Origin of the sequence: Novipirellula sp. (assembly GCF_041583735.1) — a bacterium.
Lineage (GTDB): Bacteria > Planctomycetota > Planctomycetia > Pirellulales > Pirellulaceae > Novipirellula.
Genome location: NZ_JBFHFD010000177.1, coordinates 1 through 14,117, shown reverse-complemented (window position 1 = coordinate 14,117; position 14,117 = coordinate 1). Strand labels below are relative to the sequence as shown.

Annotated in this window: 10 protein-coding genes; 6 read left to right on the top strand and 4 right to left on the bottom strand. The window is 56.5% G+C overall.

All coding sequences use genetic code 11. The annotated features are described in order from the left end of the window. Positions 1-1,272 (top strand): 3-isopropylmalate dehydratase large subunit (gene leuC / locus ABX962_RS14955; RefSeq protein ID WP_372720742.1); only part of this gene is annotated, 1,272 nt, incomplete at its 5' end. 76 nt (positions 1,273-1,348) lie between these two features. Next, positions 1,349-1,942, top strand: a complete 594-nt coding sequence (gene leuD, locus ABX962_RS14950) for a 3-isopropylmalate dehydratase small subunit (protein ID WP_372720740.1) — start codon at positions 1,349-1,351, stop codon at positions 1,940-1,942. A gap of 155 nt (positions 1,943-2,097) precedes the next feature. On the opposite strand, the gene ABX962_RS14945 is transcribed toward leuD, so the two are convergent. Together ABX962_RS14945 and ABX962_RS14940 are read right to left on the bottom strand one after the other, a co-directional pair. Further along, a complete protein-coding gene (locus tag ABX962_RS14945; RefSeq protein WP_372720738.1) occupies positions 2,098-3,531 on the bottom strand; it encodes a trypsin-like peptidase domain-containing protein in 1,434 nt (477 codons plus the stop codon). Positions 3,532-3,837: 306 nt separating this feature from the next. Then, the gene (locus tag ABX962_RS14940) at positions 3,838-4,305 is read right to left on the bottom strand and encodes a hypothetical protein (RefSeq protein ID WP_372720736.1); all 468 of its coding nucleotides are present in this window, start codon (positions 4,303-4,305) and stop codon (positions 3,838-3,840) included. A gap of 374 nt (positions 4,306-4,679) precedes the next feature. Here ABX962_RS14940 and ABX962_RS14935 point away from each other — a divergent pair, with 374 nt between their 5' ends. Beyond that, positions 4,680-5,855 (top strand): lactonase family protein, encoded by a 1,176-nt coding sequence (locus ABX962_RS14935; RefSeq protein WP_372720734.1) that lies wholly within the window; start codon positions 4,680-4,682, stop codon positions 5,853-5,855. Between the two features lie 171 nt (positions 5,856-6,026). Continuing rightward, complete coding sequence (locus ABX962_RS14930; protein ID WP_372720732.1) at positions 6,027-6,788, top strand: TSUP family transporter; 762 nt, start codon at positions 6,027-6,029, stop codon at positions 6,786-6,788. 5 nt (positions 6,789-6,793) lie between these two features. Here the strand turns inward: ABX962_RS14930 and ABX962_RS14925 are convergent, their stop codons facing one another. Continuing rightward, positions 6,794-8,197 carry a tetratricopeptide repeat protein gene (locus ABX962_RS14925; protein ID WP_372720730.1) on the bottom strand — a complete coding sequence of 468 codons (1,404 nt, stop codon included), beginning with the start codon at positions 8,195-8,197 and terminating at the stop codon, positions 6,794-6,796. A gap of 404 nt (positions 8,198-8,601) precedes the next feature. Here ABX962_RS14925 and ABX962_RS14920 point away from each other — a divergent pair, with 404 nt between their 5' ends. Continuing rightward, on the top strand, positions 8,602-9,666 hold the full coding sequence (locus ABX962_RS14920; protein ID WP_372720728.1) for a hypothetical protein: 1,065 nt from the start codon (positions 8,602-8,604) through the stop codon (positions 9,664-9,666). Positions 9,667-9,836: 170 nt separating this feature from the next. Here ABX962_RS14920 and ABX962_RS14915 read toward each other — a convergent pair whose 3' ends face one another. Further along, positions 9,837-13,622, bottom strand: a complete 3,786-nt coding sequence (locus tag ABX962_RS14915; RefSeq protein ID WP_372720726.1) for a family 16 glycoside hydrolase — start codon at positions 13,620-13,622, stop codon at positions 9,837-9,839. A gap of 223 nt (positions 13,623-13,845) precedes the next feature. On the opposite strand from ABX962_RS14915, the gene ABX962_RS14910 reads away from it, so the two are divergent. Beyond that, a partial coding sequence (locus ABX962_RS14910; protein WP_372720724.1) for a c-type cytochrome domain-containing protein occupies positions 13,846-14,117 on the top strand: 272 nt, incomplete at its 3' end.

Here is a 14,117-nt window from a genome sequence, read left to right as displayed (position 1 = left end):
TTGGCGAATCGCCCGATTCGACGCCCCGAGCGAACGATCGCGACTCCGGACCATAACGTCCCCACCAGCGACCGTAGTTTGCCGATCGCCGACCCGATCAGCCGCAAACAGATTGAAACGCTGCGAGAAAACTGCAAAGAATTCGGCGTCACGCTGTTTGACATCGACGATGTTCGCCAAGGCATTGTGCACGTCATCGGCCCCGAAAACGGCTACACCCAACCCGGCATGACGATCGTGTGCGGCGACAGCCACACTGCGACTCACGGTGCATTCGGCGCTTTGGCGTTCGGAATCGGCACCAGCGAAGTCGAACATGTGATGGCGACCCAAACGTTGCTGCAATTCAAACCCAAAACGTTTGAACTTCGTGTCGACGGGGCACTTTCGCGCGGTGTGACCGCCAAGGACATGATCCTGTATTTGATCGGCCAGATCGGCACCGCCGGCGGCACCGGCTATGTGCTGGAGTTCACTGGCGATTGCGTTCGCAATCTGACCATGGAAGAGCGGATGACGGTGTGCAACATGTCGATCGAAGCGGGAGCTCGAGCCGGCATGATCGCTCCGGACCAAGTCACCTTCGATTACTTGCGAGGCTTGCCCGAAGTCCCCACCGACTTCGATGCCGCCGTCGCTCGCTGGAAATCATTGCCCACCGACGCCGGTGCGACCTACGACCGATCGAACGTCTACCAAGGCAAAGACATCGAGCCACAAGTGACATGGGGAACCAACCCTGGCCAAGTGCTCAGCGTCAGTGCGTCGGTTCCCGACCCAGCCGACTTCTCGGATGCCACCGATCAGAAATCGACGGCTCAAGCACTCGAGTACATGGGTTTGACCGCCAAAACCAAGATCCAAGATGTCTCGCTTGACCGCGTCTTCATCGGATCCTGCACCAACGCCCGAATCGAAGATTTGCGAGCGGCAGCCGAGGTAGTCAAAGGCCATCATGTATCGAGCAAAGTCAACGCGATGGTGGTACCAGGCAGCGGCCAAGTCAAATTGCAAGCCGAAAAAGAGGGTCTCGACAAAGTATTCAAGGAAGCGGGATTCGATTGGCGTGAAGCGGGTTGCAGCATGTGCTTGGCAATGAACCCCGACAAATTGGCACCGGGTGAACGATGTGCGAGCACCAGCAATCGCAACTTTGAAGGTCGGCAAGGCAAAGGGGGGCGAACGCATCTGGTCAGCCCCGCGATGGCAGCGGCCGCCGCGATCGCCGGACGTTTTACCGACATCCGCGAATGGGATTTCAAGTCGCTATAGGCTTCTTGGCTCCGCAGATCGCACCGTCACTTCAAGAAAAAACATCACCCCCGCTTTTGATTCCCGACCTCAACTTATGCAAAACTTCACCGTACATACCGGAAAAGCCGTTACGCTGGACCGCGCCAACGTCGATACCGACCAAATCATTCCCAAGCAGTTCCTGAAACGGATCGAGCGAACGGGGTTTGGCCAATTCTTGTTCTTCGATTGGCGTTTTCTTGATGATGGCACCACACCGAACCCCGAGTTTGAACTGAACCAACCGAAAGCTCAGGGGGCTTCGGTGCTGCTAGCACGCCAAAACTTTGGCAACGGCAGCAGTCGTGAACACGCCGTTTGGGCATTGGATGACTACGGTTTTCGCGCGGTCATCGCTCCTTCGTTTGCCGACATCTTTTTCAACAACTGTTTCAAAAACGGCTTGTTGCCGATCGCGTTGTCCGAAGCCGACATCGACGAACTGTTCAAGCGTGCGGCCGAGAATCCCAACTACGAGTTGACGGTCGACTTGGAAAAGCAAACCGTCTCGGACAAGCTTGGGTTTGAACGCAGCTTTGAAGTCGACGCAAGCCGTCGCCACAACATGCTGAACGGGCTGGACGACATCGCGCTCACGCTTCAGCACGAGGACAAAATCTCAGCCTACGAAGCCGCTCGCACTTGGTAGGGCACTACGACAAAAGCCCGACGCACTCGTCCCAGCTGGGTCGGCAAACTTGAAATGCGATGCGGGTCGCTAAGCTCAAGTTCGCCCCGGGACGTTCACGTCGGGCTCTTCGCTTCGAAAAAAGATTCGAGCGATTCTGTCTCTTTGCTGAAACTCTAACGACGAGCGGAATTGTCGGCTTGAGCTGCGATTTGCAAGTGACCAAACAACGTTTGTTCACGACGCACGATGTAAAACTTTGCTTTAGGACCACGCTGCATGTCGGGATGCTCGAGGATTCCAGCCAAGTCGGCCATGTTCGAGGTTTGCCAGCCGTGAATGCCTAGCAAGACATCCCCGGTGGTGATCCCTTGTTGATCCGCAGGCGATCCGGGACGAACGCCCGCAATGTACAAACCGCCGCGGTACTTCGTACGCATCCGTGTGTTCAACCGGCGAATCGTTGATTCGGCAACCGGACGCACTTGAATACCAATTCGCGACCATGCCAAGTCTTCCACTGTCGAAGCTGCCGACGCAGGCGGTTGCTCGGTACGCATCGCCAAGTCGATTTGGCGTCCGCCACGCTCGACCGCAAATTCAAGTTGCTCTCCGGGGCTGACGTTCAACATCGCCAAAGCAAAATCGAGTCGGTCATCCACTGGCTGAGAACCAACGCGGACCACGCGGTCACCCGGCTTCAGCCCATCCCGTGCGGCGGGGCTGCTAGCGGAGACATTGGCAACAGTCACGCCGTCGCCGTCGCGGGGTCCGCCGTTTGTTCGCAGACCTGTCAATAAACGCTTTTCATTATGCTCGTCGATCATCTCGGTCACGATATCAACCACTTGATCCATCGGGATCGCAAACGCGATCTGCTGAGCTCCGACGCGAACCGCAACGTTCACGCCGATCATGTCACCATCAATGTTCAACAGCGGCCCACCCGAGTTTCCAGGGTTGATCCCGGCACTGATCTGAATCAAATCGTGATACTCTTGGGACTCATTCACAGGCACATCGCGATGTAACGCACTGACAATGCCTTGGGTGCTGGTGTGGACGTACCCGAATGCATTGCCAATCGCAATTACACTCTCGCCGACCATCAAATCGCTGCTGGTCCCTCGCGGGATCGTCGGCAACGGACGGTCGACGTTGACTTTGATCAAGGCCAAGTCGTTGCGGATCCGGGCTGCAATCAACTCGGCAGTCGTGGTCTGGCCATCGTCGAGCGTGACCAGGATGTCGTCGACATCTTCGACGACGTGAAAGTTGGTGATTACGTAACCACGTGGATCAATGACCACGCCGGTTCCCATCCCGTTGACTTGGCGGAACGAATCGGGACCGTTGGCCCCGGCCATTCCAGCGGCGGTCGAACGCACCGTCTTTTGACCATGGATGTTGACCACGGCCGGTGCGGCGCGGCGAATCGCCAAAACCGTTGGCGTTTGACGAGCACTGGAAACGTGAGAACTGTTGCTGCTTTTGTCCGATTCACTCGGCGTTTGAGCTGGCAGCGACAGCGTCGAAGTAGCCAGCGAAAAGGCAAAGCTGGCAAACATCAAGCGGCCGACAGCCGGACAACGTAGGGTTGTTGGTAGCATATATCCCTAGACCCGAATCTTTCGGATGCACAATCTCAGCGGACTCCACAACGCCCGCTGCCCAAACACCGGAATCACCGGTATGGCTGTTTGCATCGGAACAATCCGCTCATTCGCTTGATGCGTTTTGAACGCGCGCCGCAAGGTTTACCAGGCTTAACATCCTGAAGACGAAACGTGATCTTCGGCGATCCGAAGTCCGTAAAGAGTGAGCGATTCTCGGCAGAAAACTCGACTTTTTCGAGCATTTGCAACCACTTGGCGGGCACCATCCCTCGCCACAAGATGCGGTCACATTAGGGATCGCTAGTGTGTCCCACCCCCAAAGACGGGGCGAGTTGGCATCGGATGGAATCGCGGCCAAGGGATCTCGGGCGGCTTGATCGATCCGTCTTGCTCGACCGACGAATCGAACGGGTCGATGGCGAGTGCGCCGCCATCAAACCCTTGGTCAATTGGGAAACTCAAGTCAACCGGATAACCTGAAGCGTCCAGCGGTCCGGTGGGCCCCGGCGGGCAATCGGGATCAAACTCGCCCGAACCGGCGAACACTGCGGTCGATTCGATCCCGACGGGGTCCGAGAAAGCATGATGCAACTTGGTGGCGATTCGCTTGGAACGATTGTGTTTCCAATCCCCTAGCACGCCGCCGCCGTCCTCCGGGTCCGCCAAACGCTCGCTGGGGATATTCAGTGCGACACAGCCAGCTTGGATCGAGATCAATCCGAGGCCGAGCACGAGAAAGAGTGTTTTTGTCGATGCGGATCGCAACATGGCAAACTCGCGATCGTTTGCGCGGCAAATCCGTCTGATCCTTGCATCGGATCGCACGCCATTGGGTTTGTGGACACCCCAACGAGCCTACGATTTCGCAAGATACCAATCAGGCAGAAAACGCCGCAGCCAATCGCGTTATTTCGAGGAATCCCCCCTCGAATCATCAACCTACCTTTATCACTAGATCGGCGCCCTTGAAGTCGATCTTTAATAAAAACCGACAATCCGCAAAGGTCCTCGCAGCTTACCCAGACTCGTCGCCTGGATGCCCCCTAGCGGCGACCAAGTGGGTTAGATTAGTGGCTGCCGAGGCAGACACCCCGTCTGAATCAGCCCCCACCCTCTCCCCCTATCCCCAGGAAACTAACATCGTGACGCGTCGCACATCCTTTCTAACTCTGTTGTTTGGCTTCTTTATCGCAGGACAAATCATGAGTTCCCCAACGCCATCCGGTGCGGCCCAACCCGGCGAAAATGCTGTCATTAGCGTTTGGATCGGCACCAGCAATGCCAAACCGAGCAAAGGCATCTATCACTGCACGCTGAATACACAGAACGGCAAACTGTCGGATCCCACGTTGGCCGCTGAGATGGGCGGTCCCGGGTTCCTTGCCATGCATCCAAATGGCTCGGTGTTGTACGCGGTGGGCGACGTAGGCGGCACTGCATCGGTCGCCGCGTTTAAGATCGACGGCAATGGCAAAGCGGCGAAGTTGACGCTGCTCAATTCGGTCGCCATCGGTGACGGCGGCGCCGCTCATGTCGCAGTCGATTCGCAAGGCAAGATGCTGATGACCGCTCAATACGGCAGCGGGTCGGTCGCTGCGTTTTCGCTTCACGCCGATGGATCGATCAACCAACGCACCTCGCTGATGAAACACGAAGGGGGTTCCCGCATTGTGCCGGGTCGCCAAGAAGCACCGCATGCCCACTGGGCTGGCTTCTCGCCCGACGAGCGATTTGCCTTTGTTCCTGACCTCGGGCTGGACAAGGTGATGATTTACAAAGTCGACACCGACTCCGCCACGCTGACATCACACGGGTTTGGCCAAGCTCCACTGGGCGGCGGGCCACGACACATGAAATTCCACCCCAATGGCAAATGGATCTTCCTACTGAACGAACTCGATCTCAGCGTCACCGTGTTCGATTACGATGCCGAAACAGGAACGATGACGCCCAAGCAAACGATTCCGACGGTTTCCAAATCCGAGCTCGCGAAAGAACTGTTCAAGAGTGCCTCGGAAATCCGCGTCCATCCCAACGGTCAATTTGTCTACAGCGCCAACCGTGGCCACGACACCATCACCGTTTTCAAAGTGAATCCACAAAGCGGGGAACTGTCGGTGATCGAGCATGAACACGTGCGTGGGGCGACGCCTCGCAACTTTAACCTCGACCCAAGCGGGCGATGGTTGTTGGCTGCCGGCCAAAACTCGCACACGCTGGCCTCGTTCGCGGTCAACCCAACGACCGGTGAATTGACGTACAACCAAAACGTGGTGCATGCCCCTTCAGCGATCTGTGTCTTGATGCAGCACGAATAAGCCACTTCGCACGGATCGTTATCAAACAGGAACGCCAATGGGAGATCATTCCTGTTGGCGTTTTTCTTTCTATCGAGCTCGTCCGAGTTAAGCGTAGCGGAAGCCGTACCGAGTCGTTTTCGATTCCGCTCCTTCTGAACCTGCCCCTGGCTGGTTACACTGCGAATCATCATGAACGAACTCGTTTCCATCCTTCCGTTCGCTTTGATTCTATGTATCGGAATCTTCGTCCAATCGGCTGCCGGCTTTGCCGCAGGGCTATTCATTGTCCCTTCGCTGATGTGGTGTGGCTATTCGATTCCGGAGGCTCAAACATCGTTGTTGGTCGCCACGATTCCGCAAAATCTGTGGGGCGTTTGGACACTGCGTGACGCGATTTCCTTTTCCAAACTGAAGGTGCCTGGCTTTACCCGGATACTGTTCTTGCCGATCGGCATCGCGGTGCTGCGAACGCTCGAGAGCTATTCGGTGATCACGCTTCGGCAAGTCGTGGGCGGGGTCGTGCTTGCCGTGACGATCGCCATGATGGTATTGAACCCTCGACCGCAAACTTCGCTGCATCGCGGCTGGGCATTTCTTGCCTTTCCGCTTTCCGGGTTCTTACAAGGGCTTGTCGGCATGGGAGGCCCAGCCCTTGTGTTTTGGGTACAAGCCCATGACTGGGACACGCGACGGATTCGCGGTTTTCTGTTTGGGATGTTTTTAATCAGCATGTTCCCCGCGATCGGGTTGCTGTATTACACATTCGGCACGCGGATCATTCAGCCTGGATTGATGGCCGCAGCGATGACGCCATTGCTGTTGCTGGTCACGTTTGCTGGTCTGCGTTTTGGAAATTGGCTTGGACGTGCACGACTGCGACGGATCACGCTAGGGATCTTGTTTGTGATGGGCATCGCCGGACTTGCGGCGCCCTGGTTGAGCGGTCGCTGAACTCGCTAGCGTGTGAACGTCAACACGACGCCCCCCTCGGTCCGCTCGGTGTCGTAGTCTTGATTATCCGATGCGAAACGGTCGTGACCAGCCACCATCGAAAGTGTCAACGAATCGGTGACCGCGTACTGCAAACGACCATGCAGTCGCCAAAAGAACTCGTCACGCGCCACGGGGCCAGTGAAGTCGCCGTAGTCGCGATAGCCGATGCCCCACGTTGGAATGAACTTCCATCGATCGCTGATCGACCAGCCTGTTGATCCGTGCAAGTTGACCGAGTGGTAACGATAGTCGGCTCCCTCGGTGTCGGCCGATTCGAGATCGATCCCTAACGAATAGGTTGGCAACCGATCCCAACCGGTTTGAAAGAAACGGCTGATCCCCGCCGTCACGGTGGTGCCATCCAACGAGGTTGAGGCAGGATTGATCCCATCGTTGCGGAAATCCGATTGGGCCAGCGTCAAATAACCATAGATGGCGTCCAAATCGGGCCGAATCAAGGTCAGCGAGGCGGTTGCCGAATGACGATCCCCGACTTGGTCGCCGTCAAAAAAGTCGTTCACGAAAATGTATTCCAAACGGCCGATCGCTTCGTTTTGACCAAGCTGAAAATCGCGTTCAAAGAAGGCCCCCGGCTGAAAGCTTGCCAAGTTGAACTGCTCGAACTGCTGCTCGTTCGCCGTAAAGTAGCCGCGAAACATCGGCCCTATCCGCATCGTTTCGGTGCGAATCCATTTCCAATCGAGATCAGGATTGGCAAACGCCTGAAAGCTCGCACCGTCGCTTTGCGCTAATTCACGACTGATCGGCGTCAACGTGATGTTCGAGTTGTACAGCACGCCCGTCTCGAAAAAGACACGCAAACGATTCAGCGGCTCTTTGACTTCACTTTCGAGTTCATCGAAACGCTGCTCCAGATTATCGGATCCATCAAACGACTGAATCGAATAGCTGGCGGGCTGGACCGATTGCTCTGCCGATGCCGCAGGCAAGGGCAGGGCGGACGCGCCCGGAAAACTTGCCGCACTGGCTGGCAAACCACTGGCTGGCTGCTCGTTGGCTGGCTGTACGTTGGATGGCTGTACCCTGGGGGTCCCCATCACAGCATGACTTGAGTGACGATTCTCCACCCCTTGCTGCCGTAATTGATCCGCATACGAACTAGCCGGTGCGATCTCGTAGACACGATCAAAATGAGCTTGGGCTTCGTCACCATGTCCCGAGGTCAGAAGTAATTGCCCCAAATCAAAGTGGGCTGCCGCGTTATACGAGTCCAATTCGATCGCGCGGCGAATCGAAATAAGTGCCGCCTCGGGATCGCCGAGCGTGTTTTGCAATCGTCCCAGCGACCGCCATGAATCGGAATGATTGGGGGTTTTGGTGACCCGCTGTTGCAACATTGACAACATTGCGAGCTGTCCCTCACTGGGCGGTTCACCAGCCGATCCGACTGGGTGCTGCGGCGGAAACCCTGCAAAAGTGGCGGGTTGGTCTTGAGCGCACAGACAACTCACCAAGGTGCCACACAACCATGCGACGACACAGGCGATTCGCGAGCAGGGGGTAAGAGGAAAATTTGAAAGCATTAAATCGATGCAACGATCAAAAAATCGCAATGGCAAACGAATCTGTCTGGCGTATTGCGACCGGGATGAGGTAGTGTGCCGGTGAAGTGAACGAAGCTTGGCGTTCCAAACACTTAGTAACACGCGGTCCCCGCGAATTACCACCCCGATTCACGATGGTCGTGAATCTCATCGCCAACAAACTTTCAATCGCTTCTCTATTCCCTCGCATGGAGCTTGTTTTACGGATGAACGATCAAAAACGAATCAGACGAATCTTCGCAGTCGTCGTCGCAGGGGCTGCGATCTCAACCACGGCACAGGCTCAGGGCCTCGGCGGTGCACTTTCAGGAGCCCAAGCTCAAACGCAGCAACGTGTCCAACAACAGGTCCAGGCACAAGTTCAGCAGCGAGTACAGGGACAGGTACAAAATCAAATCCAATCGCAAGTGCAGGCTCAAGTCCAAGCTCAGGTCCAGCAACGCGTTCAAGCTCAAATCGCAGGCAACGTGACCGCGCGAGTGAACAACCAAATCGAAGCAACCGCACGTCAAGCAGCCCGGTTGGCCGCCCGTGCTCAAGCGACTGGCAAAGCAGCTTCGTCTGCCACTCTTTCCGCCGCCGCGAACACTCACGTGGACGTCAGTGCCAATGCAAACGTCGGTGGCAACGCTCGCGTCGGGCAAAACCAGATTGCGACGTCAAGCAACACGCAAGCACATATCGGTGTCTCGGCCGCTCCGATCCAAATTACCCACAGCGACGTGGCGGTTTATGATTCGATCTTTGGTCAATTCAATCCACTTCGCACTGCGGCGATGATCAAAGCCAACGCACAAGGGCACACCCATGCTGCCGCAGCGACTGCGACGGGAATTGCCGCCGCAGGCCAGAGTCGCGCCGATGCGACTGCAAGCACCACCGCAGCGACCGGCGAAACATTATTGACCTCGGGCGAAGCCGCCATCGAGGGCCACGGTTCGGCATCGGCGCAAACGCACAGCCAAGCAGGCGGCGAGTTTGGTATCGCAGGCATCCTGGATGCCAATGTCGATCTGTCGTCGATGATCGCCGTCGCTGCACGCCAACGACGAGCCGAGATTTCGCAGATGCGTGATCAAGCAATCGCATCGGCCAACGCGGAATTGATGGCCCACGCCGACGCGATGGAAACGCAACTCGCTGCCTTTGCATCGGCACAGCAACAAGCGATCGCTCAGACGCAAGGAACTGCCGAAGCCGCAGCCCAAAGTGCGGCATCGACCAACGCCGCCGTCAACGCAAGCGCTAACGGCTCTGCCACCGTCCGCTAACGTCGCACAGCCTGCCAGCCTGTCAGCCTGTCAGCAAGCATTTCCTGTAGTGAATCTTGCCAAAGATCTACTGCCTACACAAAAAGTCCGCTCTGGATTGGATCCCCCCACGGTTCCCAATCCAAGCGGACTTTTTCATAAACGCCACGCGACGGCGAATGTCCTTGACGCTACTTTTGGTAGCGACGGTCCTCGGGGTTACCGGCGGCCATCAGATAGGCGATCAAATCGCGAATCTCTTCCTTGCTGAGTGCATCCAGCAGACCCTCGGGCATTTGCGACACGGTCGATGGCTCCATCTCCTCGATCTCGTCTTTCGAGACCACGACGGGTTTGTCCGTCGCTTTGACCGGATAGACCTCGATCTTATCGCCCTTGTCGACCACGATTCCGGTGACAACTTGACCACTGTCGATCAAGACATTGGTCGAACCGTATTGGTCCGAAATATCCTTGCTGGGGTGCACAATCGCTTCGACCACATACCGCTGGTCAAACTTGTTGGGGATGCTGGTCAAATCGGGACCGACACCGCCGCCCAAACCGGCCAAGCGGTGACACTTGCCACACTCCGCCGCAAAGAACAAACTTCGGCCTCGCTCGAAATCCGGCTTGCCGCCAGTTGCAGCCAACGCTTCGTCAAGCGTCCATTTTTTCCCAGGCCCCTTGGGCGGGCTGATTTCAAAGTCGGGTACGGGATTGAAATCTTCGCCGGTGATGTCCTGCAGGGCTTCACGCTCTTCGTTGGAACAGGTCTGCAGTGCCTCGGTTCGCATGTTCTCCAGGAACCCTGGATAGCTGGCGCCACCGGAACCTTTCGCCGCGCGGTTCAAAAATTCGAAATAGGCTCGTCGTTGTTCCAATGTCCAACCGGTTGCCAAGTTCCGCAACTCAAACGCCAATGCAATCTCTTGCGATGGCGGTGGATTTTCACGCATCTTGTCGATGCTCGCTCCGTAGCCACGGTTGCGGCTCGCCAACTCTTCCCAATCCGGAATCACGGGTTCGGATCCCTCGGTGATCAACTTCATCGCCTTGCGGATCACGGTTGGTGAACGCAAGTAAACCAAGATCGTGACGAGTTCGCGGTTCACGTCCGAAGATTCATTGGGCAACAAACCATCCAGTTCCGCGATGACCTGTTTTCGCTGTTCTTCGCTCGGTTTGCCCAAGCGGATGAACGTCAACTCGTAAGCTCGCAATAACCCCAGCAGCTGCATTTCCGAAAGCTCGGCCGGCTCGATCGCCAACAAGCTGTTTAGCAGCGGCCCTTGGTGAGTTGAATCACCGAGTCGAGCCAGTGCCACGGCCGAGGTGATTTTGCTTTGTAAATCCGATTCGTTCAGCGCCCGATCAGCCCACTGAGAAACCGGTTGCGATTCGATCGCGACACGTGCGGCGGCGCGAATGAAACGGTCTTCGCTCGCCAAATAAGGCCAAGCGGTCTCGATCGCTTTGGCATCAACGCGGCCGTGAAAGGCTTCGAGCATCCGCCGCGTTTGACGTGCTTTTGGAGCGGCGTCGCTCGCATCGGTTTCGGGAGCCGCCGTCGATTGGTCGCCGACATAACGCACACGAAAGAAGGCCGAAGCAGCGCCGCGACCACCGACGGTAAAGTAAAAATGCCCATCCGCTCCGACGATCGCGTCGGTTACGGGAAGTGGCGTGCCGTAGACAAACGGTTCGCTTTCACCAGTGTACCCCGCACCGTTGGGTTTTAGATGAATGGCGTAGATCGTTCCAAAAGTCCAATCCAGTGCATACAGTGCTTCTTGGTACTTCGTTGGAAACGCAGCTCCGATTCCCGAGGCAACGCCGGTGGGCGAACCGGGACCGATATCGACGACCGGTGGCAGGCTGTCTTCGAAATAAGGACGCCATTTTCCGCTGCCGCTTCGCCAACCGTAGTCGCCACCGCTGACGACTTGGCAAATCCGAGTGGGGCGGTACCACGGCATGCCCATGTCCCATTCCATGTCCGCATCAAACGTGAACATGTCACCGAATCGGTTCAGTGCGACGTCGTACTCGTTGCGAAATCCGATACAGATCAATTCTTGTTCTTTGGTTTCGGGATCGAGTCGCGTGACCCAGCCGCCGGGAGCCAACAGTCCGCGTGCATGACCGCGAGCGTCCCACATCCGCGGCAACAAGAAGTCTTCGTCCCATGATTGAACTCGCTTGGACGCGACGTCACCCATCGGCGCATGATTCCCGCCGACCATGTAAATACCCTTGCCGTCTTCGGTCAAAATCAGAGCATGGTTACCATGCTCACCGCCGCCAGTGCGGCTCGGATAACGCTCGGCAGTGTCGAGTTTGCCATCTTGATCGCTATCGGTCACACGATACAGATGGCCGCCGTTGCGGTGCACCCACAATGAATCAAACGCCCACAGCAAGCCTTGAGCTCCCGAGAGGACTTGTCCGTTTTCAGGATCTTTGACGACGATCGGCTCGACCTTGGTTTGGCCATCGACGATGGTGATGTGAAACAGCCCCTTGTCACCTTGATCGCTGGCAAAGAAACCGCCGTGTGCATCGGTGGTCAAACAAACCCAACTCCCTTCGGATTTGGGGACCTCGTACAAACGCTCGATCACAAACCCAGGCTGTGTGATGATGTGGCGTGGGTTTAGCGGATCGTTGCTGCCACCAGCCGCATTGCCATAGTTCGGAACGTTCCAAGGACCGACGCCCAATTTCCCGGCAACATGCACCGTGCCGCTGGTCCAAGCCGCTGCGTTTGCGGCGCCGGTCTGCCAGCCTTCGTTGACGCTATCGGCGATCTTCCATGACTTGTCCGAAATGATCGTTGCCTTGGAGTTGTTCGCCAATTCTGCGGTCATTTTCAGCACCAATGCCGCAACCCCTTCGTCGTTCTGCCCCTCGATTGCAATCACGTTCTCGCCGACCTGCAAATGTTTTGCGACATCCGCTTCCACCGGCTCTTGCCACGCATCACTTTGACCGACCAATTGCCCGTTGATCCAAATTTTCACATGGTTGTCACAAGTGGTGTACAAGCGAGCCGATTTAGCGGCCGCGGCGAGCGAGAACGTGTTGCGAAAGAACAGCTTTTGATTCCTCGTCGATTGCTTGCTCCAAATCCACTGAGCTTCCGGGGCCCCAGTCAACCACTGTTTTTTTGCGTCGGGTGATTGCGGATCCGCCGCTGCGTCCTCGGTGCTTGGGGCCGCAGCGGACTCCGTGATCTGGCGAACAAGCTGCTGGCCCGATTCGGCATCAAGGTTTCGCAGCAACAGGTTGCGAAACTCGACCTTCATCGCCGGTCCGGCATGCAACTGCAATCCGAGCACGCCTTTGTGCATCGCCTTGGGATGATCGTCGGTGACATCGACCGTGGTCACGCCGTTGACTTGATGGATCATGCGATTGCCGACGGCAACGATCCGCAAATCGTTCCACTGCGTGTCAGTAAGTTGCTCCGTGGTGGGTAACTTGGCGAGCACTTTCTTTTCACCGTCGGCCTGGATGTGAATCTCCTGGCCGCGAGTGGCGATAATGCCGCGATTGGCAAACTTTTCGCCGTACATCATGCCAAAGTAGTTGGGACTGGGGTGCAGGTCCGCTTGGTAACCCGCCAACACAAAGCCTTCGGAATCGACGATGTCGCTACGGTACTGGACGCCCGAGTTGTTGCCTTCGAAACGAACTTTACAGCGGAATTCGAAATCGGCAACTTCGCCGTCTTGCCACACCAGGAACGTGTTGCCTTTGGTGGGATGGTCCTCGGTCGTTTGACCTACGATCGCGCCTTGCGAGACCGACCAGAAGCCATCGACACCTTTCCACCCCGAAAGATCATTTCCATTGAACAGGATTTGAAATTTCTCGGTATCGGAGGCGTTTTTTTCCGAGGGATTGGCCGCCAACGAGGCTGTGGCGGCAAGGAAAAGAGCTAGCAAAGAGGGAAAGACGGAGCGCAGTAGCATCGAAATTCAGATGGGATAGTGGAGGGGAAGGGAGGGGGAAGCACCACGCGAGCAGGAGACACACAGTGCGACGCATCAGTGTATACAGAGCGAATCGCAAAGTCTATTTAGTGCCACCACAGTTGGGGGAGGGAATTAAAACTTAGCATTGCCCCCTCGCATCGGGTACATTTGAAGTCTGCTTGCTATTTGCCTGCCCCGCCTCTCGCCCCACCTACGAACTATGTTTCTCGTGCCTTCCTCGAGACTTTTGCTTGGGATTCTTCGCTGCGCGGAAGCCATCTGCTTATCCAGGTGGGTGTTTCTGTCGGCATTGCTATGCACAGCCACTGCGTGTGGCGGTGAAAACACGGTCGCGATGACGGAACAGGAAGAACATTTCTTCGAGCGACAAGTGCGGCCGGTACTGCTGGAGCGTTGCGGTCAATGTCATGGCCCCAAAAAGCAGCAGGGAGGTTTGCGAGTCGATTCGCTTCAATCGCTACTGACCGGTGG